Here is a 22,021-nt window from a genome sequence, read left to right as displayed (position 1 = left end):
CCGAACAGCCGGGTCCTCCACCCCGGCGCATGAGACCTCCTCGCTGCGTGGGGCAGCCCTCCGGCCCCCGACTCCCCAGGACTTCAAGGACGCCACCGCGTCCTCGCGTGCGAGCCCGCGCACACCCCGGCCCGTCGCCGTCACTGGCGCCCGACCTGCGGTGGCTGTGGTTCGCCCTTCCATGGCTTCGCGCTCTCCTCCAGGAATCCCTGAACCCATTGTGAGATTGGACAGGACGGGCCTGACAATTAAACCAGGGATTCCATGCTGTAGACGCACGAGCCCCCCTGAATCGGTCCTAACGGGACTTTCCGGAGCGTCGGGAAGTATGAAGGAGGCCCCCCTGACTGCTCGGAGCGTCACACGAGCGGTGTCCGCCAGCCGACCTGGGGTGTCGGAGGAGGCGGGGAGGGAGGGGGAAGTTCGCGCCCCCACAATTGTTCGCCTACGTCCCCCACGACGGATTAAGTGGGTGGGACGGTACGCCCCCTGGAGCCATCGACGTGATTCCCTACTGGCATGCCCCTTCGCTGAAGCTGGGGCCCCTCACCATCGAGCCCTTCGGCATCTTCGTCGCCGTGGGCATCCTGCTGGCCGCGCGGTTGCTCGGTCGCCAGGCGCAGCGCCAAGGGTTGGACCCGACGCCGCTCGCCGACTACGCCCCCTGGGGCGTGGGCGTGGGCGTGCTGGTGGGCCACTGGGTGCACCTGTTCTTCTACCACCCGGAGGAGCTGGCCAAGGGGCCGCTCCAGATTCTGAAGGTGTGGGACGGGCTGTCGTCCTTTGGCGGCCTGGTGGGCGGCATCATCGCGGCCATCTTCTTCTTCCGGCACCGGAAGCTGCGCTTCAACGACTACGCGGACGCGTTCGCCCTGGGCGTGGCGCCGGGCTGGGCGGTGGCGCGGCTGGGCTGCTTCGCGGTGCATGACCACCCGGGCGTGCGCACCGACTTCTTCCTCGCGGTGGCGTTCCCCAACGGGGCCCGGCACGACCTGGGCATGTATGACGCCATTGCCCTCTTCCTCATCTCCGGCCTGCTGTACGCGCTGCGCGACGTGGAGAAGATGAAGGGGCGGCTGCTGCCGCTGCTCTCGCTGCTGTACGCCGCGTGCCGGTTCAGCTTCGACTTCCTGCGCGCCACGGACATGAACTACGTGGACGCGCGCTACTTCGGCCTGACGCCCGCGCAGTATGGCTGCTTCGCGCTGGTGGCCTATGGCGTGTGGGGGCTGTTGCGCCGCCGCGAGTCGCGCGCGCCTTCAGCGCCACCCGGGAACACGCTGGGCGCGGCGCGGTAGGCAGGCCGTCGTTCCCCGAGGCCCTCGCGGTGATTCGCGAGGGCCTTCTGCTGTCCGGGCCGCGTGACGTCGCCGCGCCCGGGTGCTCCGCTCGACTCACGCGGGCGTGGGCATGCGCACGCCGGAGAGCTTGCGCTGGGTGAGCACCGAGTGGATGTGCGCGATGCGGCCGTCCGCGCCCAGCTCCACTCGCACCACCGCGCGCGTGGCGAGCAGCGGGTCCTTTCCGGGCGGGTACACCAGCACCAGCGCGGGCAGGCCATTGAGCCACTGGAGCTCCACCGCGAGAGGAGTTCCGCGCTGCTCCATCAGCCGCGTCAGGAACGTCAGCACGCGCTTGGGGCCCACCAGGGGCACGTGGGCCGCGCGCACCTCGCCCCGCCCATCCGTCAGGGTCAGCACGTCGTGGGCGAGCAGGGCCTCGGCCGCCGCCACGTCTCCGGCCAATAGCGCGCCGAGGAAGCCCTCGAGCGCCGCGCGGGTGCGTTGTTGGAGGTCCTTCGTCGGCAGGCAGCGCGCGCCGTCGTAGGCCGCCATGGCCGCTCGGGCGCGGTGATGCACGACCTTCACGTTGGCTTCGGTCATGCCCAGCGCCTCGGCCACCTCGTGCACGGTGGAGTCGAACACGTCGCGCAGGAGCAGCACGGCGCGCTGCTTGGGGGTCAGGGCCTCCAGCGACAGCAGGAACGCGAAGGAGACACTCTCCAGCAGTTCGTAGCGGCCCTCCGTCGAGCCGCCGCCCGGCAGCCGCGCCTCCACCGCGGGCGGCACCTCTTCGTCACCAGTCTCCAGCGGCGAGGGCAGCCAGGGGCCGATGTAGCCCTCGCGTCGGCGGCGGCGCAGGGCGTCTCGCGAGAGGTTCACCGCCACGCGCGTCAGCCAGGGGCGCAGCTCCTCGTGACGCTCCGGAGGGGAGGTCAGCGCGCGGGCGAAGGTCTCCTGCACCAGTTCGTCCGCGTCCGCGGCCACGCCGGTCATGCGGTAGCACAGCCCCCAGAGGTAGCGCTCGTGCTCCCGTGCCGCCCGCGCCAACGCGCCGTGCTCCTGGTCCGCCATGTCTCAGGCTCCCACCGCGAGGCGCGGCTCCTCGTGGCGATGGCGCAGCAGGGCTCGCTCCACCGACTCCGCGCTGGCGAAGGACGCGTCCACCAGCATGCCCTCGTCGCCCACCCAGTCTCCCACGCGGTAGAGGCCGCGCACGTGAGGCACCTCCGACGGCGGGCGGCCCGCGAGTCCTCCCGACTTCGCCGTGGGAATCCGGTGGCTCACCACCAGCGAGGGTCGGAAGCGCCGGGCGACGAGGTGCGCGCGCCAGCCGGGTTGCAGCACGTCCATCACCGCCTCCAGCTCGGCTTCAGTCGCCTCGGTGTCGGGCGTCGCGAGGTACTTCATGACGTGCACCATGGCGCCTCCCTCCGGCCCCAGCTTCGCGACGGCCGAGTGCACGGAGACGTACCATGGACCATCGATGCCGAGCGCGAACAGCGCCTCCGGCCTGGGCAGGCGCGACAGGCCGAGCTCCAGCGTGGCGGCCTTCACCGGCGTCGACTCGGCGGCCTCTCGCGCGAGCACCGTGTCCTCGGGCAGGAGCCTGGACACGTCGCCCGGGCTGCCGGCCAGCACCACCGCGTCCGCGGCGCGCACCGTGCCGTCGCCCATTCGCAGGCCCTGGACCTGGCCCGACTCGATGACGACACCGTCGACTCGCGCGGAGAGTTCCAGCGTGACTCCGGCGTCGCGGGCGACGGCCTCCACCGACGACACGAGCGCGGCCCAGCCGTCGTCGAGGTAGAGCACGTTCGCCTCGAGCGCGAGCTGGAGCTGCGTCACAGCGACCTGTGCGCTCATCGCGTCCAGGTCTCCGCAGTAGGTGGCCACGCGAGCCAGCGTGGCGATGACGGCGCGCACGTCATCGCGAGACAGGCGCGTGTTCAACCACTCGCGCAGGGACACATGCGCCAGGGTGTCCGGGTCGATTCGGGGGAGGCTCGCGAGGAGCCGGGCCATCTCCAGCTTGCCGGGCAGGCTCAGCACGTCCGTGGTCATCAGCGACACGGGGCCACGCGGCAGGGTGTGCAGCCGGCCCGCGCGCAGGGCGTAGGCCGCGCCCGACTGGCCAGGGATTCCGCCCTGGGGCTTCACCCCGAGGCGCCCGAGCACCCGCATGGCGGCTCCCGCGCGGTAGAGGGCGTGCGGCCCCAGGTTGAAGCGGAAGCCCTCCACGTCCGACGTCTGCGCGCGTCCTCCCAGGTGCTTGGAGCGTTCGTACAGCGTCACCGCGCAGCCGCCGCGCGCCAGCAGGGCCGCCGCCGCCAGCCCACCCAGCCCGCCGCCCACCACCGCCACCTTCTTCGCTTCCATGTCCGCCCTCCGTCGAGTCATGCCCGGGAAAATCCCGAGCACTCGACGACTCCACGAAAATGGGGGGCGAAAGGTTACAGGAGGCTCACCACCAGGACGCGGCGCGTCGTGCCGGGCAACGCACCGTACGGGCAGCCTGGATGCGCAAATTCCGCGAGCCAGGTGTCATCCCCTCGCGAGCCCTTTTTCCCCGCGAATTCATCGCGAGTCGCCTGCACGGAAATCCCGGTTATGGTGCGGGCACTCAGGGCCGGTTGGAGTCACGCATGCGCCACGTCACCATCGCCGTCGTCGCGGGTCTGCTTCTCACGGGCTGCAGCAACTATTGGTGGGTTGCCCCACTGCTCCCCATCGACCGCTTCGACCACCCGAGCACCCGGTCCAACACCCAGCCCGTCTACAGGGAGCCGTCCCCCGCCCCCTCCAGCGAGCCCGTGTACGGACCTGCCCCTTCCTCGGATGCACCGGACGCTGAAAAAGAAGAGTCCAAGGACGCCGACGAAGCCTCCTGAAACCTCCCGGAAGGGTCGCACGTACCAGGGTTCGTCACATGGCGCGCACGCTCGCGCCACCCCAGGACGTGCCCCCATGCCGCAGCTCGCCGCCCCGACTCAGCCGCTCCGCGCTCCGTCATTCTTCCTGCTGGACCCCGCCCACGACGTCGAGCGCCCCCTGCTCCGTCACGGCCGCCCCACCCTCATCACCTTCCTGCGCGGCACCTGGTGCTCATCCTGCCAGGCCTTCCTGGAGCGCCTCTCCCCACTGCACACCACCCTGCAGGCGCGCGGCGTGGACCTCGTCGGCGTCGTCTGCCAGGGCCGCCACTGGGTGAAGAGTTGGCTCGCCCTCAACGCCCTCCCCTTCCCCCTCCTCGTCGACGAACAACGCACCGTCGCCAAGGCCTATGACGTCTACAAGGCGCTCGGCCTCGATGGCATCCACATCGCCCGGCCCGCCACCTTCCTCGTCGATGCCCAGGGCCACATCGTCTGGCGCTACCTCGGCGACGACCGCGCGGACCGCCCCGCCGACGCGAGCCTCCTCGACGCCCTCCAACTCCTGCGCTGAGACATGTCTGATACTTGATTTCGCTCGGACGGAAACCTTCCGCCCTGGCTGATGACAAACACAGCTTCCGGGTCTGGTTCACCTCGTCCCTGAGTGGATACGACCCCAGACGTCATGCCAGAGGAGGCAATGTCAGAGGTAGTCGTAGAATGATGGACGTCACGGCGGATTTCCCGCCGGCTCTGAACAAGGCACGCACCCATGAAGATGCTCCTCGCCGCCCTGCTCACGCTGCCCCTTCTCGCCTGTGGCCCCGCCTCCGAGCCCGCGCCTTCCGAGCCCCCTTCGCAAGTCGAAGCCCAGTCAGAGCAGTCCAGCGAGCTGTCCTCCTCCGCGCCCCGCGAGCGCTCCATCCGCCTTCGCACCGGCGTCACGCTGCGCTACGTGGAGCAGGGCTCGCGCCACGGCCCCGCCGTCGTCTTCCTTCATGGCTACACGGACTCGCACCACACCTGGGACTTGAACCTGTCCCTCTTCTCCCGTGACTTCCACATCTACGCGCTGGACCAGCGCGGACACGGGGACTCCTCGCGCCCGGTGTGCTGCTACACGCAGCAGTTCTTCGCCGCGGACGTGGCGGCCTTCCTCGACGCCGTCGGCGAGCGACGCGCCATCATCGTCGGCCACTCCATGGGCAGCTTCATCGCCCAGCAGGTGGCGCTGGACTTCCCGCGCCGCGTGGACGCCCTGGTGCTGGTCGGCTCGGCGCCCACCGTCGCCGGCAACGAGGTGGCGCTGTTCCTCAAGTCCGTCGTCGATGAGCAGGTGGGCACCGTGGACCCGGACTTCGTCCGCGAGTTCCAGTCGAGCACCTTCGTACGCCCCGTCCCCGCCTCGTACCTGGACACGCTCATCTCGGAGAGCCTGAAGGTCCCCGCGCGCGTGTGGCAGGACACGCTGGACGGCATGCTCGCGGAGGACCACTCAGCGCGCCTGCGCTCCATCCGCGTGCCCGTGCTCGTGGTGGGCGGCGACCAGGACGGCTTCTTCCCCGTCGCGCAGCAGCAGGCGCTCGTCAACGCGCTGCCCGATGCGCGATTCATCCTCTACTCGAACACTGGCCACGCACCCCACGCGGAGCTTCCCCAGACGTTCGTGCGCGACGTGAGCCAGTTCCTGCGGCGCGTATCCCGGTAACGCTCGGCGCCGGCTACGCGGGCCCCTCGGCCGTCGCGTCCTCGGGGGGCTTCAGGTTCGCCCCCGGCGTGTCCGAGCGGGCCAGCAGCACGGCGGCGGTGAGGATGAGCGCGCCGCCAAACACCTGACGCAGACTGAGCCGCTCATCGAGGAAGAGCGCGCTCAGCACCACCGCCGTCAGCGGCTCCATGTTGGACACCAGTGAGGTGTTCACCGGGCCGATGCGCGCCATGCCGAGGAAGAAGAGGAAGACGGCGGCCACGGTGGAGATGAGCGACAGCCCCACCACCGCGCCCCAGCCCAGACCCGTGGTGGGAAAGGACGGCCCCTTCACCAGCATGGCCAGGCCGAAGACGAGGCCCGCGGACGAGAGGATGACGGTGCTGGAGACCAGCGGCCCCGCCTTGCCCGCCACCCGCGCGCTGGTGACGACGTACACCGCGTAGAGCAGCGCGGACAGCAGGCCCAGGAAGACGCCCGTCGGCGTCACCGCGCCCTGCCGCAGGTCCGCTGTCAGCCCCGTGCCACACAAGGCCAGCACCACCGCCACCCACTTGAGCCGGCCCAGGCGCTCGCGGAACACCAGGACTTGAAGAAGCGCCACCAGCGCGGGGAACGAATACAGCAACAGGGCCACCAGCCCCGCGGGAGCGAACTGGAGCGCGGCGAAGTACACGCCCGCCTCGCTCACGTAGCCCACCGCGCCCAGCAGGATGAGCCCCACCAGCAGGCGGCCCTTCGGCAACGGCTGGCGCACGGCCACCATGACGGCGGCCAGCACCGCTCCGGCCAGGGTGAAGCGCAGGAAGAGGAGCGTGAAGACGTCCGCGCCCGCCGCATAGGCGAGGCGGCCGAAGAGTCCGAGCGCGCCGAAGCACGCTCCGGACAGGGCCACGATGAGGAAGCCAGCGGTGCGATTCATGACGGGAGCGGCGGCACGCTGCTCCAAGCCGCGCCCCATGTCACGCGCCACGCGTCCGGCCCCTCCAGCCCGGACAGGGGGTTACCAGTTGTTCACGGACCGCAGGTCGAACACGTCCGGGAAACCATTGGCGCGCAAAATTTGTGAGGCCACCGCGCTGCGACCACCGGCGGCGCAATACACCACCACGGGGGTGCCGGGCGGGCCCACCTCGGCGACGCGCTGGGCGAGCTCCTGCACGGGGATGTTGCGCGCGGCGTCGGGGTGGCCCTGCTGAAACTCCTGGGGGGTGCGCACGTCCAGCAGCACCGCGCCATCCGCGACGAGCTGCCGGGCCTTCTGGGACAGTTCCTGGGGCGTCATGCGCGGCAGCATGCCTGATTCAGGCAACAGTGGCTCGCGCTTCACACGAGCCCGTGTTGCCTTCACGGCGAAACGCGCCACTCACTCCTCCGCCCCTCCCGCGTGGAGGTCCACCGTCTCCGAGAAGTCCTCCTCCGACTGAACAACGAGCGTCTGAAGACTGGGGAAGCGCGGCTTCACCAGGGCGACGAGCCCGTCCAGCCTGTCGCGGGCGTCATCCTCCCGCGTGTACTCGAGGGTGAGCTCCGTCACGCTGTCCGAGCGCACGTCCTCCAGCTTCATCCCTCCGTCCATCTCCAACGTGAGGCTCCTCAGCCGGGGAAGGAACTCCACCAGCAGGCTCATGGCGAACTGCCGGGCGCCGAGCCTCAGCGTCTCCGTGGTGTCGACATGCACACGCCGGCGCCGCCAGGTGAAGGCGGGCATGAGGACGATGCGGGAGTGCGCGTAGCCATTCCACTCCGGCTCGAAGCCGTGCTTGCGCAGGGTCTCCACGACGACGCGGCCCACCTCCTCCGCCTGCGCGGACACCTTCGCGTCCTCTTCCTCCGACAGCTCGCCTTCCCTGTCGTCGTCCTCCACGTCGTTCACCAGGCCGTAGGCCAGGTGCAGCGGATGCCCCTCCAGCGCGGAGTCCGTGTCCTGCTCGTGGAAGAACACCGTGCCCCGAATCTTCTCCCCCTTCGCCCGGCGCTCATCCGCCACGCCCCGGGACACCTCCCACCCGCCGCTCATCGTAGTGGAGGCCGACATCTCCGCGACGAAGCCCTCGCGCCGCAGCTCCTGGAAGGCCGCCTCCAACCGGTCAGAGTCAATGACCTCCGGCCACGTCTTCTCCTCCTCCGCCCGAGCCCGGATGAACGCGAGGAATTGCTCCATCACCCTCCGCTGGACCCGGACATCCACCACGTCGTCCCAGTCAGAGCTGCCCGTGTAGTCGAAGACCCTGTCCAGCGGGTGATGGCCGTATTCGAAGACCCGAATCACGCCTTCCACCACGCCGGGCACCAGCGCCACCTCATCCTCGGGCAGCACCACCTCGGGCACGAAGCCCAGAGCCCCCAGTCGCTTCGCCAGCGCCTCCGCCTGCGACTCCAACCCCAAGCGCCGCGCCAGCCCCGGCATCGGCACGTCACCGCGTGTCGTGGCGAGCGCCTCGAAGCGGAAGCTCCAGTCCTCCTCGTCGAACGTCTCGATTCCCACCGCGAGGTGCCCGTCATCAAGCCACTCCGTCGCCGCGTCCTGCCCCGCGGGCTCGAGCAGCTCCTGGCCGAGCGCGAGCGCCTCCAGCTCCAGCACGTCGTCGGCCGGGTTCGGCCCGGTGTCCAGGGCCCCCAGCCGCCGCGCCAGCTCGGTCGCCCGCTCGAACAGCCCGCGCTGCCGGGCCCACAGCGGAAACCTCACCTCGCCCCGCGTCGACGCGAGGAAACGCGTGATGACGAGTCCCACTCTCTCATCAATCAAGTCGATGCCCACGAACGCGGTGCGGGAGGTCGGATACGTCGCGACATTCACGTTCGCCACACCGGCCATCACCGCGTCGGAGATGGCGCGCACCCGCGCCCTCGGTTCTTCCTCGTTCACACCGGGCTCCTACTTGTTGAGAGCATCGCGAAGACGCGGGCCACGTACCGGCAGGAGAACGGGAGGCCCCAGGGGATGTCGCATCGCGCCGGCCTTCACGCACATGCCCGCATCCACGGCCCGCACTCCATCGCAGGCGAGAGGCCAAAAACTGGAGGTGTCACGGAGGGGCGCTACAGTTCTGTGCCATCATGTCACTCGACAAGCAGGCATTGATGCTCCAGCTCGCCGAGCGCCTCCAGCAGAGCGACAGGCTGGCCCACCGGGCCGAGGCCGAGGCCCGCGAGGCGGCCCGCAGTCTGGCCACCGAGTCGGAGAAGCGAGAGGACGGCCGCGCCGCGTTGGAGTTCGGCAGCCTGGCCACGGGACAGGCGAATCGCGCCCGTCGCGTGCAGGAGGAGCTCAAGGCGCTCTCCAACTTCGGCCAGGGGCCGGTGCCGCGCTTCCCGCGTCAGGGGCCCGTGGGCCTGGGCGCGCTGGTGGATGTGAGCACCGAGGACGAAGAGGGCTTCGCCGAGCGCACCTTCTTCGTGCTGCCCGTGGGCGCGGGCACGGAGCTCACCGGCCCCGGCGGCGACGGCTTCCTGTCCGTCATCACCCCCGCCTCCCCCGTGGGCCGCGCGCTCATGGGCCGCAAGGCGGGCGACACCATCGAAGTCACCCTGGCGGGCGAGGTGCGCGAGTGGACGGTGCTCGAGGTCGCCTGAGCCCGGGTGTCCCACCCCTGTCGTCCGGGGTGTCCTGCCCCCGACGAAACGTCAGCGAGCACTAGAACCCATGGGCCCTGACACGCGTGAATCCAGGAAGATGTTCCCACTTCCCGCACCGCGTTCACTCCAGGCGCCCTCCAACTCGACGCTGCTGCCACTCACGTGGCCCGCCGCCCTCATCGGCCTGCTGTTCGGCGTGCTGATGACGTATGTGCCGTACGAGTTCCGCGTGGCCGCGTTCCGGCCGCTCTACCCATACGTTCGCCTGCTGGGACTCACCTACCTCACCGGCAGCATCTGCTTGATGGGCGCGCTCCTGTATCCGCGCGCCCCGCGCTGGCTGGACGTGGGAGGACGCGTGCTGCTCGGCGCGGCCATCGGCCTGTACTGGTGGGTGCTGAATGTCATGCCCGGCAGCCTCACGGGCATCGTGCTGTATCCGCTGTTCTTCATCGGGCTGCTGCTGGAGGCGTGGCCGTCCATGCGTCAGCGGCCCACCCTGCGCATGCTGGCGGCCCTCACCGGCACCGCCTTCGGCGTGGCGCTGCTCACCGCGCCCGAGCGCTTCCCCTTGTCCGTCTACGCGCACCTGTCCCCGTTGCGTCCGGTGGTGGGGCTGCTGTTCACCGTGGGCGGCGTGGGGCTGCTCGTGCCCACGCGCTGGCTGCACCCACGCATGCCCGCGCTGCTGATGGGCGCGCTGGCGGTGCCCTACGGGCTTCTGGCCTATGCGCTGGCCCGGGGCTCCGCGTGGCTGGGCGCGAGCGTGTACACCGTGCTGGCCCTCGCGTGCGTGGCCCAGGCGATGAACTGGCGACCGCGCGCGCCGCGCACCGTGGGCTGGAAGCTCCTGCGAGGGCTGGCCTTCGCCGGACTGGTGCCGCTGCTCGCGCTGGGCGGGCTCGCCGCGTACATGGCACAGCGGGCCATCGAGAAGCAGGTGCGCGACGACACGCGCTACGCCGCCGCGGGCGAGGCGGACTTCCTGCGGCGCTACCTGGACGACTCGCGCGAGTCGCTGCACCTGCTGCTGGAGTCCCCGGGCTTCCGCGCGGCGCTCGCCAGCGGAGAGCGGGAGCGGTTGGAGCCGTACCTGGCGAACCTCGCCGCGCGCGAGCGCACCTTCCACGCCGCGTTGACCATGGACGAGAACGCCCAGGTGCTGGCCACGTCCGAGGGGCCGGAGGGCTGGGGCTTCAACATCCAGGGGTACTTCCCCGAGCCCCCCGCGCCCGGCGAGCTGCCCCTGTCGCTGCCCTTCATCCGTCCGCACAACCATCCGCTGGTGGCGGTGGCCCTGCCGTTCGAGCTGGAGGGCTCCCGGCGCGGAGTGCTGGTGGGCCTCTTGTCCCTGGAGCGACTGAGCGAGGCCGCCACGCCCGCGTCCCAGCGCTTCCGCGTGCAGGTGTTGGACCGGCGCGGCCAGAAGGTGCTTCGAGACACCGCCGAGGGCGCGCAGCTCTTGGGCGAAGCCCACCTGCCGGAGGCGCTGCGCGAGGAACTGGAGCGTCCAGGTGGGGGCGTGCTGGAGGCCTTCGACGCGGCGGACCGGCGCGTGCTCGCGGCCGAGGCCCCGGTGGAGGGCTCGCCCTGGAGCGTCGTCGTGACGCAGGAGCTGGGCGTCGCGTACGCGGCGATTACGCGCATGAGCGCGGCGGTGGTGGGCCTGGTGCTGATGGGCGTGCTGATGGCCCTGGGCCTCTCCCAGCTGGTCGCGCGCGACGTCATCCGCCGACTCGACACGCTGCGCGAAGCCACGGCCGCCCTGGCCGCGGGTGACCTGGCCCGACGCGTGGAGGTGGAGGAGGACGACGAGCTGGGGGAGCTGGCGCGCGGCTTCAACGAGATGGCGGACCGCACGGGCGCGGCGCAGCAGGAGCTGAAGGAAGCGGTGCGCACGCGCGAGGAGTTCCTCAGCGTGGCCAGCCACGAGCTGCGCACGCCGCTGACGCCCCTCAAGGGCTTCGCCGCGCTCACGCTCCAGCGCCTGGAGAAGAGCGGCGACTTCCCGGAGCGCGAGCGGCTGCTCAAGGCGCTGCGCTCCATGGCCCGGCAGACGGAGCGGCTGGCGCGACTGGTGGATGACCTGCTCGACACCGCGCGCATCCAGGGCGGACGCTTCGAGCTGGAACGCCAGCGCGTGGACCTGACGCCGGTGCTGCGCGAGGTGATGGAGCGCTTCGAGCTGCGCGGCGAGGGCGGCATCACCTTCGAGCTGCGCGTGCCCGAACATCCCGTGGAGGGCGACTGGGACGCGCCCCGGCTGGACCAGGTCATCACCAACCTGGTGAGCAACGCCGTGCGCTACTCGCCCCAGGGCGGCGCGGTGTGCGTGACGCTGGAGGAGGCGGCGGACCACGTCCTCATCCACGTGAAGGACCAGGGCATCGGCATTCCCCCGGAGAGCCTGGCGGGCCTGTTCCGCCCATTCGCTCGCGCGTCCAACGCCACCGCGCGGCACTACGGCGGCCTGGGCCTGGGCCTCTTCATCTGCCGCGAAATCGTGGACCGCCACGGCGGCACCATCTGGGCGGAGAGCCCGGGGCCACAGCAGGGCAGCGCCTTCCACGTGCGCCTGCCTCGCCTCGTCGAGCCCCAGGTCACCGACGTGGCGGCCTGAGCATCCACGGCCCTCGCCTCAAGGCTTGGGTTCGGGCGCGCCCGGCACCGACAGCCACTCCTCCGGGATGTCACCGCGCGGCAGCTCCAGCACGAAGGTGGAGCCGCGCCCCAGCTCGCTGGTGGCCTTCACCGTGCCGCCGAAGGCCTCGACAATCTGCCGGGTGATGTAGAGCCCCAGGCCCAGGCCGCCGTAGTGCCTGTCGCTCACCGCGCGCTCGAAACGCTCGAAGATGCGCGGCAGGTCTCGCGCGGAGATGCCGATGCCCCCGTCCTCCACGATGAGGCGCGCGGTGCGCCCGTCCGCCTCCACGCGCAGGAGCACGGGCTGGCCCGCGCCGTACTTCAGCGCGTTGGAGAGCAGGTTGGTCACCACCTGCTCCAGCCGCAGCCGGTCCCACCGGCCCAGCACCGGCACCGGCGCGTGCATCTCCAGCGAGCAGTGCAGTTGGGCCGCGGAGGGCGCGAAGCGGTAGAGGATTTCCGCCGCCACGCTCGCCAGGTCCATCTCCTCCAGCTCCAGCTTCAAGCGGCCGGCGGTGATGCGCGACACGTCCAGCAGGTTGTCCACCAGGCTCGTCAGCTTGCGCACCTGGCGCTGCACCACGTCCAGCGTCTCGGAGACGCGCTCCGCGGACACGGGCTTGCCATTCGCCGCCAGCAGGTCCACCTGCTTCTGGAGCAGTTGCACCTTGAGGTGCAGCGGCGTCAGCGGCGTCTTCAGCTCGTGACTCGCGATGCCCAGGAACTCGTCGCGCAGGCGCACCGCCTCGCGCGCCTCACGCAAGAGCCGCGCGTTGTCCAGCGACAGCGCCGTGCGCCGCGAGAGTTCCTCCGCCAGTCGCTCGTCCTCGTCGCCGAAGGCCGGCGCCCCGTCCGTGCGGAACAGCGCCAGCGCGCCGATGATGCGCCCGCGCGCCACCAGCGGCACGCCCAGGTAGCTGCTCAGCCCCAGCGAGAGCAGGAGCCGCGCGTGCTCCACGTCCCGCGTGAGGGCCACCTGATGCTCCTCTGTCAGCTCCGCCGTCCGCTCCGTCCGGCCCGTGAGGAACAAGGAGGGCAGGCCCCGAGGGTCCAGCGTGTCCGGCGGATACCGGCACAACATCTCCACGAGCAGCACGTGCCGTTCCGGCTCCGCGTGCACCGCGGCCACGGCGCGCACCGATTCGCCCGACGAGCCCAGGAAGAGCATGCCCGCGTCCGCCAGCGAGGGCACCAGCAGCCGCAGCAGCGGCTCCATCTGCGCCTCGGTCTCCAGCTCGGCGCCCAGCAGCGCGCCCGCCTCGGCCAGAAGCCTCGCGGCCCGCGTCGCGTCCAGGCGGGGCAGCAGCTCCTCCCGCGCACGCAGGAGGACCCCCGACGGAGCCTCCTCCGTGCCCCCGGCGGGCGATATCGGGAACACGCTGCCTCGGAGCACCACCACCGTGCCATCCGGCCGGCGCAGTCCCCAGCGCTCCTCGCGAACCCCTTCTCCCGCGAGCGCACGCGTCAGCGGAGAAACTTCCAGTGGCACGGACGCGTTCTCCGGGCGCACCCAGTCGCACCCAGGCAGGCAGCCTTGTTCCAGGCGCTCGGGGGCGGGGATGCGGAACTGGTGCGCCGCCTCGGCGTTGAAGGCCAGGACATGGCCCGCGGCATCCATCAGCAGGAGCGCTTCGCCCGTCTGCTCGACGAGCAGACGAAGGGCCGCGTCGCTCAGCCGGGCTTCCGCCCGTTCCACGAGCACCTGACGAATCTTCGAAAGCTGGGCGCGGCCAGAGGACATGAGTTCAGGGGATTTCTGCTCGTGGCATGGTGGCATCCCGACCCGCCCGAAGGAAGACAGCTCCCCGCCCTCGCTCAACACCTGAGAGGGCGCGGTCTGAATCCCAACCTTCCTGGGGTCAGGTCAGCCCCCTTGCCTGTACTGCAGGAAATCCTGAATCGTTGGATAGTTGTACATCGCCCGGACTCCTCGTTCGTGCGACGCGTCCACTTCCTCGAGCCTCAACATGCAGACGCCGCCCGCCAGGCCTGATTGGACTCCCCACGAGCGCCGGTACCGGCTCGTCATCGACAGCCTGAAGGAGGTCGTCTTCCAGACGGACGCGCAGGGTGCGTGGACGTTCCTCAACCCGGCGTGGACGGAAATCACGGGCCACACGGTGGAGGACTCGCTGGGCAAGCCCTTCTCGGAGTTCGTCTACGAGGAGGACCAGCGGCGCAGCCTGGAGGGCTTGCGGCGGCTGGTGACGAAGGAGCTGGAGTACGTGCGCACGGAGGTGCGCTACGTGAATCGCGGCGGCGGCTTCCGGTGGGTGGAGGTCTACGGGCGACTGATGGTGGGCGAGGACGGCGCGGTGCTGGGCACGTCCGGGACGCTCAACGACATCACCGAGCGCAAGGCGTCCGACGGCGCGCTGGCGCGGCGTGAGCGCTACCTCACGGCGCTGGTGGAGATGCAGCAGCGGCTGCTGGCGGTGCGTGACGGCGGAGATTTGTACGGGCCGGTGCTGGAGCCCCTGGGCCAGTCGTCGGGCGCCAGTCGCGTGTACGTCTTCGAGCTGCACCCGGGCCCCGCGGGAGAGCGCTGGTGCAGTCAACGCGCGGAGTGGTGCGCGCCCGGCGTGCGCGCGGAGATAGACAACCCGGAGCTCCAGAACCTGCCGATGGAGCCGAACCTGGAGCGGTGGGCGAAGACGCTGTCGCGCGGGGACGTCATCGAGGGGCTGGTCGAGACCTTTCCCCCCGTGGAGCGCGAGCTGTTGGAGCCGCAGGGCATCCTCTCCATCCTGGTGCTGCCGCTGCGCGTGCAGGGCGTGCTGACGGGCTTCGTGGGCTTCGACAACTGCGCGGAGGCGCGGCGCTGGGACCGGTTGGAGGTGGACCTCCTGTCCGCGGCGGCGGGCGCCATCTCCGTGGCGCTGGAGCGCAAGGAGTCCGAGCGCGCGTTGCGCGAGCGAGAGCGGCGCTTCCGGCAGCTCGCGGAGAACGCGTCGGACGTGCTGTACCTGTACCGCTGCGAGGCGCCCAGGGGCTTCGTCTACGTCAGCCGCGTGGCGCACGCGAAGCTGGGCTACGGGCCGGTGGCGCACTATGGCGACGCGGACCTGTGGTACCGGCGCGTGCATCCGGAGGACCGGGACGCGCTGGAGCGCCTGCTGGAGGCCCCGCGCGCCTCGGCCGGTGCGCCGGTGACGGTGCGCTACCTGCATCCGGATGGGCGCACGCTGTGGCTGGAGCACGTCGTCGTCCCGGTGACGGACCCGATGGGGCGCATGGTGGCGGTGGAGGGCCTGGCGCGCGACATCACCGAGCGACGTCAGGCCGAGGAAGCGCTGCGCCTGTCCGAGGCCAGCTTCCGCGCGCTGCTGGAGGGCGTGCCGGACGCGGCGGCGATTGAGCGGGACGGGCACATCGTCTACGCGAACGCGGCGCTGGTGGGCACGCTGGGCTTCGAGCGCGCGGAGCAACTGGTGGGCCGCCAGTTGTCTGAGTTCGTGAAGGACATGCGCGGCACGGAGGCGGTGAGGGCGGGCGCGCTCACCGGTGAGCGGCGGCTGGTGCGGCGCGACGGACGCACGCGTGTGGCGGAGGTCGTGTCACTGCCCCTGCGCTTCGACGGCCAGCCCGCGGTGGTGTCCATCGCGCGCGACGTGACGGAGCAGCGGCAGCTCCAGGCGAGGCTGACGCTGGCGGACCGGCTGGCGTCGGTGGGCACGCTGGCCGCGGGCATCGCGCACGAAATCAACAACCCGTTGGCCTTCGTGCTGTCCAACCTGAGCTTCATGTCGGACGAGTTCCGCCGCAACCTGCCGCCGGGCGACGGTGCGACGGCGCTCCAGGCCCGGCTGCGGGGCGAGCCTGATTTGGGCGAATGGGTGGAGGTGCTGCACGAGGCCTGCGAGGGCGCGGAGCGGGTGCGGCAGATTGTCCGTCAGCTCAAGACGTTCTCCCGGCCCGACGAGGAGAACGTGTCGCCGCTGGACGTGCACGGGGTGCTGGAGTCGGTGGCGATGATGGCGGCGAACGAGATTCGCCACCGCGCGCAGCTGCGGCGCGAGTACGGCGACATTCCCTCGGTGATGGCGAACGAGGGGAAGCTGAGCCAGGTGTTCCTGAACCTCGTGGTGAACGCGGCGCAGGCGATTCCGGAGGGTTCCGCGCACCGGCATGAAATCCGGCTGGCGACGCGGCGTGACGGACGCTCGCGGGTGGTGGTGGAGGTACAGGACACGGGCGTGGGGATTCCGCGCGAGGTCATCGACCGCATCTTCGACCCGTTCTTCACCACGAAGCCGGTGGGCGTGGGCACGGGCCTGGGCCTGTCCATCTGTCACAGCATCATCCACGGGCTGGGCGGTGACATCACCGTGGAGAGCGAGCCGGGCAAGGGCACCATCTTCCGCGTCAGCCTGCCCACCATGGAGCAGGACACGCGCGCGGTGGCGGCGGCGCTCGACGTGACGCCCCGGCCCCTGGTCCAGCCCCGTGGACGTGTGCTGGTGGTGGACGACGAGCCCGCGGTGGGACGCGTGTTGCAGCGCATCCTCCGGGGCCACGAGGTGGAGGTCGCCTGCAGCGGACGCCAGGCGCTGGAGCTGCTGGAGCAGGGCATGGAGCCGGACGCGGTGCTGTGTGACGTGATGATGCCGGACCTGACCGGCCGCGACGTCTACGAGTCCGTGCGGCGCGAGCACGCGGGCCTGGAGGGACGCTTCGTCTTCGTGTCGGGCGGGGCCTTCACCACCGGCGCCCGGGAGTTCCTCGCCAGCATCCCGAACCTCCTGCTGGAGAAGCCCTTCGACGAGGGCCGCGTGCGGCGCGTGGTGGAAGACCTGGTCCGGCTGCGACGTCCCACCGCGGAGGCGTGAGGTTCCCATGTGGAATGACGTGGAGCTGAGGGACCTTCCGGCGTGCGCGGCGCGGCTGCTGGACGAGGTGCGCCGGGCGGACGGGTTCGCCTTCGTTCGCGAACAGGCGGCAGAAGCCGAGGCCGTGGACGAAGGGCTCGTCACCGAGATGACGGCGGGGCTGGTGAAGAGCTTCGGGATGTACCGCCAGCCTCGCTACCTGCGTCCGGAGGCGTATGCCTGGGAGGAGCGGGACGGCGTGCGCACGGCGCGCATCCGGCCGCTGTCCGCCCTGCTCCTCTACTGGGCGGGCGGGGACGTGAGCCCCTACGTGCCGCAGGTGGTGTGGGGCACGGGACTCGTCGGCCACCACTACGAGGAGACGGCGTCGGAGAACGTGCTGGAGTTCGGCGCGACGAACTTCGACTCCTCTGGCGGCTTCGACCTGGGCTCGCCCGGACAGACGCTGGTGGAGCTGGCCGAGGACGAATCGCTGAACGAGCTGGAAGTGTTCGTCCCGCTCAAGAAGCTGCTGCTGGTGCGCACGCTCCAGTGCGCACACACGGCCGTGCGCAAGGCCGTGAAGTCAGAGGCCTTCCGCGAGCTGCCTCGCGAGGAGTCGTTCCGATTCTTCGCCACGCCAGGACACGACGAGCCGTCCTTCGTGCTGCCACACGAGCCCTGAGCGCGTCCTACTTCACGCCGTCCAGCGGCAGCGGCCCGCTGTCCAGGACTTGCTGGCGGGTCACCACCTGGCCGTACTCGGCTGTCCGGTACGCGGTGCCTCCGGACTCCGTCGCCCCGTGCAGGCGCACGTCGTCCGCGGCGGGGAGGTAGCCCACGCGCAGACGCAGCTCGCGCACGGCGGACAGCTCGCGCGTCACCTCGGGGCCCGTGGCATAGGGCATCGACGTGCGCAGCGGCAGGGGCACAAGCAGGCGGCGGGACGCGGTGGCTCCGGGCTCCACGCGGCTCAGGGCGGGGACCTCGGGGGCCTCCACGTCCATGTTCTCCGGCACGGGCACGAGCTGACGCAGCAGCACCGCGCCGTCACCGGAGAGGTCCACATAGGCGCGCTCGGGCGCGAGGCCCACGTAGCCCGTGGGGCCCCACTCCGGCAGCCCGTCCACCAGCAGCACCGCGTGGGAAGAGGCGTTGCGCACCGCGTACGCGACGGCGAGCCCCTCGGGCCCGCTCGTCACCGACTCCACCTTCAGCTCCACTTCCGCCTGGGCCACGCGTCCTCCCGGATGCGCGGGCTGATTCGAAGCCCGCGTGCAGCCCACGATTATCGCCAGCGCCATGCAGCAGGCGCCAGCTTGGAGCAGGGCTCTCATGAGAGAGGGCTGTTAGTAGCGCGGCCGGGTCGGCAGGTTCAGGTCGTCGCGGAGAACATTCTCGCCGGGGCGTCCGCCCTGCACCACGTCCGGCGTGGCCGGGTTCTGGTCCAGGTCGATGGGCAGGCCCACCGCGGACGTCTCGCGGTTGTTGGTGCCGTTCTTCTCGCCGACCGCCAGCGTGCCGTTGGCGTAGTCGGACGCGTGCACCAGCTCGTGGAACAGCGCCACCACCGGCGGGCGGTTCATCCACTCCTCGCTCCCCAGGGAGATGCGCGAGGTGTTGTAGTTCACCGTGCCGTCGGTGCCCTTGCCCGGCGTGCCGTCCGCGTTGAACCAGGCGTCATCCTTGTTCTTGGCGGACGCCGAGTTGCCACCCGTCGTCTCCTTGATGGTCGTCGAGTGGCCGCTGTCGTCCAGCGTGCGCAGCAGGTCCTGACCCGACGGCAGCGAGCGCATCGCGTCCAGGTCCGACTGCACGCGCGCCTGGAACTCCGGGCTGCCCTCCACCGTCACCGAGCGGCCGCGCTTCTCCGCGTCCGTCATGTCGACGATGGTCCGCTCGCCCTCGGCCGCGTCAGCGGTCTCTTCGCCCTCCTCGACGTAGAGCTTGTCCGTCCCGCCGTTGCCATTGACGGTGTCCTTGCCCGCGCCACCCGCCACCGCGTCGTTGCCCTCGCCACCCGTCAGCGAGTCATCGCCCCGGCCACCGATGACCTGGTCGTCGCCCGCGCCGCCCGTCGCGGTGTCATTCCCCGCGCCAGCGTCGATGTAGTCGCGGCCCTCGCCGCCGTTCAGCAGGTCATTGCCGTCCAGGCCGTAGAGCACGTCGCGACCCGCGCCACCGTTCACCAGGTCGTCGCCCGCGCCGGCCTCGATGTAGTCGTCGCCGTCGTCACCGGAGACGGAGTCGTTGCCCTCGCCCGCGATGAGGGAGTCGTTGCCCGCGCCGCCGATGAGCGTGTCGTTACCCTTGCCGCCCGTCAGCTTGTCGTTGCCCGCGCCGCCGTCCACGGTGAGGTCCTGCGTGACGCTCGCATCCAGCGTGATGCTGTCGTTTCCATCGCCGCCCTGGATGATGGCGCCCTTGGCCTGCTCCGCCGTCAGCGTCACCGAGTCCTTGCCCGACGTGACGGTCAGCGAACCATCCGTGCCCTGCGACACCGTCGCGGTGTTGTTCCCCGTTCCCAGGTCCACCACCGTCTGGCCACTGGCGTTGGTGCTCACCTGGGGACCGGAGGCCGCCGCCGCGTCCTTGATCTTGTTGGCGACGTTGGCCACGGCCTTGCCGACCGCGGAGCCGGGGGTGCTCGGGGGGGCGCCTTCGAAGTCGCTGCCCTGCGCGGACGCCGCCGGGCGGGACGCCGTGCGCGGGGCCGCGTCGAAGCCGTCCTGCATCCGCTGCGCGACGGCCGTCTTCACCGCGTCGGGACGCTGGGCCTGGGCGGGCTGCTTCACCGGCTCCGGCTTCGGCTCGGGCTTGACGTACGTGGTGGGGCGCGAACCGGGCTTTCCAATCGTGGTCATGACGACTTCTCCCTGAGAACGAGGCACCCGGTACAGTCCCAGCGGCCAATGCCGGGGCGGACGAACGCCGACCTTCCCGATTATCGGGGCTCCTAGGTGGGAGTTGCGTCGCTTCTCGAAAGCCGGGAGCGGATCATCCGCTCAGGGACGGGACCACGGGCAGCACCTGCTGGCGGGTCCTCTCTGACCAGCTTCGGCTGACTGGTACGACGGTGCAGTGCTCCGTGCAGCCGCACGCCGGGCACAGCTCCACTGTGACGGAGCGGCCCGTGCGGCTCGGAGGCGGCGAAGCAGCCGGCAACGCGCGGATGTGACGAAGCGTCCGGCAACGCGCGGATGTGACGGAGCGGCCCGTGCGGCTCGGATGCGGCGACGCAGCCGGCAACGCTCCGCTGTGGCGGAGCGGCCGGCGGCACTCACCTGCTACGCAGCGGCTAGTAGTGCGGCCGGGTGGGCAGGTTCAGGTCGTCGCGGAGGACGTTCTCACCGGGGCGGCCACCCTGCACCACGTCCGGCGTGGCCGGGTTCTGGTCCAGGTCGACGGGCAGACCCACCGCGGACGTCTCCAGGTTGCGCGTGCCGTCCTTCGAACCGTTCGCCAGCGTGCCGTTGTTCATGTCGGACGCGTGCACCAGCTCGTGGAACAGGCCGACAATCGGAGGACGGTTCATCCACTCGTCAGCGCCCAGGGAGATGCGCGAGGTGTTGTAGTTCACCGTCGCGTCCGTGCCCTTGCCCGGCGTGCCGTCCTTGTTGAAGAAGCCGTCGTTGAAGGCCGTGCCGGACGCCGTGTTGCCACCCGACGTCTCCGAGATGGTCGTCGTCTTTCCGCTGTCATCCAGCGAGCGCAGCAGGTCCTGACCCGACGGCAGCGAGCGCATCGCGTCCAGGTCCGACTGCACGCGCGCCTGGAACTCCGGAGTGCCCTTCACCGACACGGAGCTGCCCCGTTTGTCCGCGTCCGTCATGTCGACGATGGTCCGCGTGTCTCCGGCCGAGTCGGCGCTCTCCTCGCCCTCCTCGACGTAGAGCTTGTCCGTCCCGCCGTTGCCGTTGACCGTGTCCTTGCCCGCGCCACCGGCCACCGCGTCGTTGCCCTCGCCACCGCTCAGCGAGTCATCGCCCCGGCCGCCGATGACCTGGTCGTCACCCGCGCCACCCGTGGCGGTGTCGTCACCCGCGCCAGCGTCGATGTAGTCGCGGCCCTCGCCGCCGTTCACCAGGTCATTGCCGTCCAGGCCGTAGAGCACGTCGCGACCCGCGCCACCGTTCACCAGGTCGTCGCCCGCGCCACCCTCGACGTAGTCGTCGCCGTCGTCACCCGACACGGTGTCGGTGCCCGCGCCACCCAGCACCGCGTCGTTGCCCGCGCCGCCGATGAGCGTGTCGTTGCCCGCGCCGCCCGTCAGCTTGTCGTTGCCGGCGCCGCCGTCCACCGTGACGTCCTGCGTGACGCTCGCGTCCAGGGTGATGCTGTCGTTTCCGTCGCCGCCCTGGATGATGGCGCCCTTGGCCTGCTCCGCCGTCAGCGTCACCGAGTCCTTGCCCGACGTGACGGTCAGCGACCCATCCTTGCCCTGCGACACCGTCGCGGTGTTGTTCCCCGTTCCCAGGTCCACCACCGTCTGGCCACTGGCGTTGGTGCTCACCTGGGGACCCGCGGCAGCCGCCGCGTCCTTGATCTTCTCGCCGACCTTGGCCACGGCCTTGCCCACGGCCGACCCCGGACCCACCGGCGCACCCTCGCCACGAATCTCCGAGAGCACCGGACGGGACGCCGAACCCGTGCGCGGGGCCGCCTCGAAGCCGTCCTGCATCCGCTGCGCGACGGCCGTCTTCACCGCGTCGGGACGCTGGGCCTGGGCGGGCTGCTTCACCGGCTCCGGCTTCGGCTCGGGCTTCACGGACGTGGTGGGACGCGAACCGGACTTGCCAATCGTGGTCATGACGACTTCTCCCTGAGAACGAGGCACCCGGTACAGTCCCAGCGGCCAATGCCGGGGCGGACGAACGCCGACCTCCCCGATTATCGGGGTCCCCAGGTCGGAGTTGCTTCGTTTCTTGATTCCTGGGAGCGAATCGGTGGATCCGCGTGGCCAAGGCCGGCGCAAGCCCCCCGCGCAAGGACAGACGTCTGGGTTTACTTCCACCCTCCAGCGCCCGCCACCGCAACGCCTGACATCGCTCCATCGGTCATCGGGGGGACCCTCCTCCCGGTGACCGATGCGGCCCGGGAGCGGACGGGAGACTGTGCCGTCCACGT

Annotated in this window: 17 protein-coding genes; 8 read left to right on the top strand and 9 right to left on the bottom strand. The window is 70.7% G+C overall.

The window, feature by feature from the left end:
• Nucleotides 1-503: 503 nt before the first annotated feature.
• The gene (locus HUA78_RS23870; protein WP_174455904.1) at nucleotides 504-1,298 is read left to right on the top strand and encodes a prolipoprotein diacylglyceryl transferase family protein; all 795 of its coding nucleotides are present in this window, start codon (nucleotides 504-506) and stop codon (nucleotides 1,296-1,298) included.
• Between the two features lie 96 nt (nucleotides 1,299-1,394).
• Here HUA78_RS23870 and HUA78_RS23865 read toward each other — a convergent pair whose 3' ends face one another.
• A complete protein-coding gene (locus HUA78_RS23865; RefSeq protein WP_141646418.1) occupies nucleotides 1,395-2,354 on the bottom strand; it encodes a sigma-70 family RNA polymerase sigma factor in 960 nt (319 codons plus the stop codon).
• 3 nt (nucleotides 2,355-2,357) lie between these two features.
• Nucleotides 2,358-3,659, bottom strand: a complete 1,302-nt coding sequence (locus tag HUA78_RS23860; RefSeq protein ID WP_174477231.1) for an NAD(P)/FAD-dependent oxidoreductase — start codon at nucleotides 3,657-3,659, stop codon at nucleotides 2,358-2,360.
• A gap of 266 nt (nucleotides 3,660-3,925) precedes the next feature.
• Between HUA78_RS23860 and HUA78_RS23855 the strand changes: the two genes are divergently transcribed.
• The 3 genes from HUA78_RS23855 (at nucleotide 3,926) to HUA78_RS23845 (ending at nucleotide 5,864) form a co-directional block, all read left to right on the top strand.
• On the top strand, nucleotides 3,926-4,171 hold the full coding sequence (locus HUA78_RS23855) for a hypothetical protein (RefSeq protein WP_174455907.1): 246 nt from the start codon (nucleotides 3,926-3,928) through the stop codon (nucleotides 4,169-4,171).
• Between the two features lie 76 nt (nucleotides 4,172-4,247).
• Nucleotides 4,248-4,727 carry a peroxiredoxin gene (locus HUA78_RS23850; protein ID WP_174477230.1) on the top strand — a complete coding sequence of 160 codons (480 nt, stop codon included), beginning with the start codon at nucleotides 4,248-4,250 and terminating at the stop codon, nucleotides 4,725-4,727.
• 201 nt (nucleotides 4,728-4,928) lie between these two features.
• Nucleotides 4,929-5,864, top strand: coding sequence for an alpha/beta fold hydrolase (locus tag HUA78_RS23845; protein ID WP_174467561.1), 936 nt, complete (start codon nucleotides 4,929-4,931; stop codon nucleotides 5,862-5,864).
• A 13-nt stretch (nucleotides 5,865-5,877) separates the two neighbouring features.
• On the opposite strand, the gene HUA78_RS23840 is transcribed toward HUA78_RS23845, so the two are convergent.
• From HUA78_RS23840 to HUA78_RS23830, 3 genes are all read right to left on the bottom strand, one after another.
• Nucleotides 5,878-6,786 (bottom strand): DMT family transporter, encoded by a 909-nt coding sequence (locus HUA78_RS23840; protein WP_174467562.1) that lies wholly within the window; start codon nucleotides 6,784-6,786, stop codon nucleotides 5,878-5,880.
• Between the two features lie 81 nt (nucleotides 6,787-6,867).
• Entirely contained in the window at nucleotides 6,868-7,149 is a 282-nt protein-coding gene (locus HUA78_RS23835; RefSeq protein ID WP_174456228.1) for a rhodanese-like domain-containing protein, read from the bottom strand.
• Nucleotides 7,150-7,230: 81 nt separating this feature from the next.
• Nucleotides 7,231-8,733, bottom strand: coding sequence for a hypothetical protein (locus HUA78_RS23830; RefSeq protein WP_174477229.1), 1,503 nt, complete (start codon nucleotides 8,731-8,733; stop codon nucleotides 7,231-7,233).
• A gap of 191 nt (nucleotides 8,734-8,924) precedes the next feature.
• On the opposite strand from HUA78_RS23830, the gene HUA78_RS23825 reads away from it, so the two are divergent.
• Both HUA78_RS23825 and HUA78_RS23820 read left to right on the top strand, forming a co-directional pair.
• Entirely contained in the window at nucleotides 8,925-9,440 is a 516-nt protein-coding gene (locus tag HUA78_RS23825) for a GreA/GreB family elongation factor (RefSeq protein ID WP_141641679.1), read from the top strand.
• A gap of 100 nt (nucleotides 9,441-9,540) precedes the next feature.
• Nucleotides 9,541-12,063 carry a sensor histidine kinase gene (locus tag HUA78_RS23820; RefSeq protein ID WP_254623863.1) on the top strand — a complete coding sequence of 841 codons (2,523 nt, stop codon included), beginning with the start codon at nucleotides 9,541-9,543 and terminating at the stop codon, nucleotides 12,061-12,063.
• An 18-nt stretch (nucleotides 12,064-12,081) separates the two neighbouring features.
• Here HUA78_RS23820 and HUA78_RS23815 read toward each other — a convergent pair whose 3' ends face one another.
• Entirely contained in the window at nucleotides 12,082-13,827 is a 1,746-nt protein-coding gene (locus tag HUA78_RS23815; RefSeq protein WP_174455912.1) for a HAMP domain-containing sensor histidine kinase, read from the bottom strand.
• A 226-nt stretch (nucleotides 13,828-14,053) separates the two neighbouring features.
• Here HUA78_RS23815 and HUA78_RS23810 point away from each other — a divergent pair, with 226 nt between their 5' ends.
• Nucleotides 14,054-16,915 carry a PAS domain S-box protein gene (locus HUA78_RS23810; protein WP_174455913.1) on the top strand — a complete coding sequence of 954 codons (2,862 nt, stop codon included), beginning with the start codon at nucleotides 14,054-14,056 and terminating at the stop codon, nucleotides 16,913-16,915.
• Between the two features lie 7 nt (nucleotides 16,916-16,922).
• Nucleotides 16,923-17,579 carry a hypothetical protein gene (locus HUA78_RS23805; RefSeq protein ID WP_174477228.1) on the top strand — a complete coding sequence of 219 codons (657 nt, stop codon included), beginning with the start codon at nucleotides 16,923-16,925 and terminating at the stop codon, nucleotides 17,577-17,579.
• Nucleotides 17,580-17,586: 7 nt separating this feature from the next.
• Here the strand turns inward: HUA78_RS23805 and HUA78_RS23800 are convergent, their stop codons facing one another.
• The 3 genes from HUA78_RS23800 to HUA78_RS23790 form a co-directional block, all read right to left on the bottom strand.
• Nucleotides 17,587-18,231 (bottom strand): hypothetical protein, encoded by a 645-nt coding sequence (locus HUA78_RS23800; RefSeq protein ID WP_174477227.1) that lies wholly within the window; start codon nucleotides 18,229-18,231, stop codon nucleotides 17,587-17,589.
• Nucleotides 18,232-18,243: 12 nt separating this feature from the next.
• Complete coding sequence (locus HUA78_RS23795) at nucleotides 18,244-19,758, bottom strand: M91 family zinc metallopeptidase (RefSeq protein WP_174460222.1); 1,515 nt, start codon at nucleotides 19,756-19,758, stop codon at nucleotides 18,244-18,246.
• Nucleotides 19,759-20,192: 434 nt separating this feature from the next.
• A complete protein-coding gene (locus HUA78_RS23790; protein WP_174467555.1) occupies nucleotides 20,193-21,704 on the bottom strand; it encodes a M91 family zinc metallopeptidase in 1,512 nt (503 codons plus the stop codon).
• Nucleotides 21,705-22,021 lie beyond the last annotated feature (317 nt).

It is taken from the genome of Myxococcus sp. CA033 (genome assembly GCF_013336625.1).
Taxonomy (GTDB): Bacteria; Myxococcota; Myxococcia; order Myxococcales; family Myxococcaceae; genus Myxococcus; species Myxococcus llanfairpwllgwyngyllgogerychwyrndrobwllllantysiliogogogochensis.
Note: the sequence above shows the minus strand (reverse complement) of the source record. Positions and strands in the feature narration are given on the sequence as shown.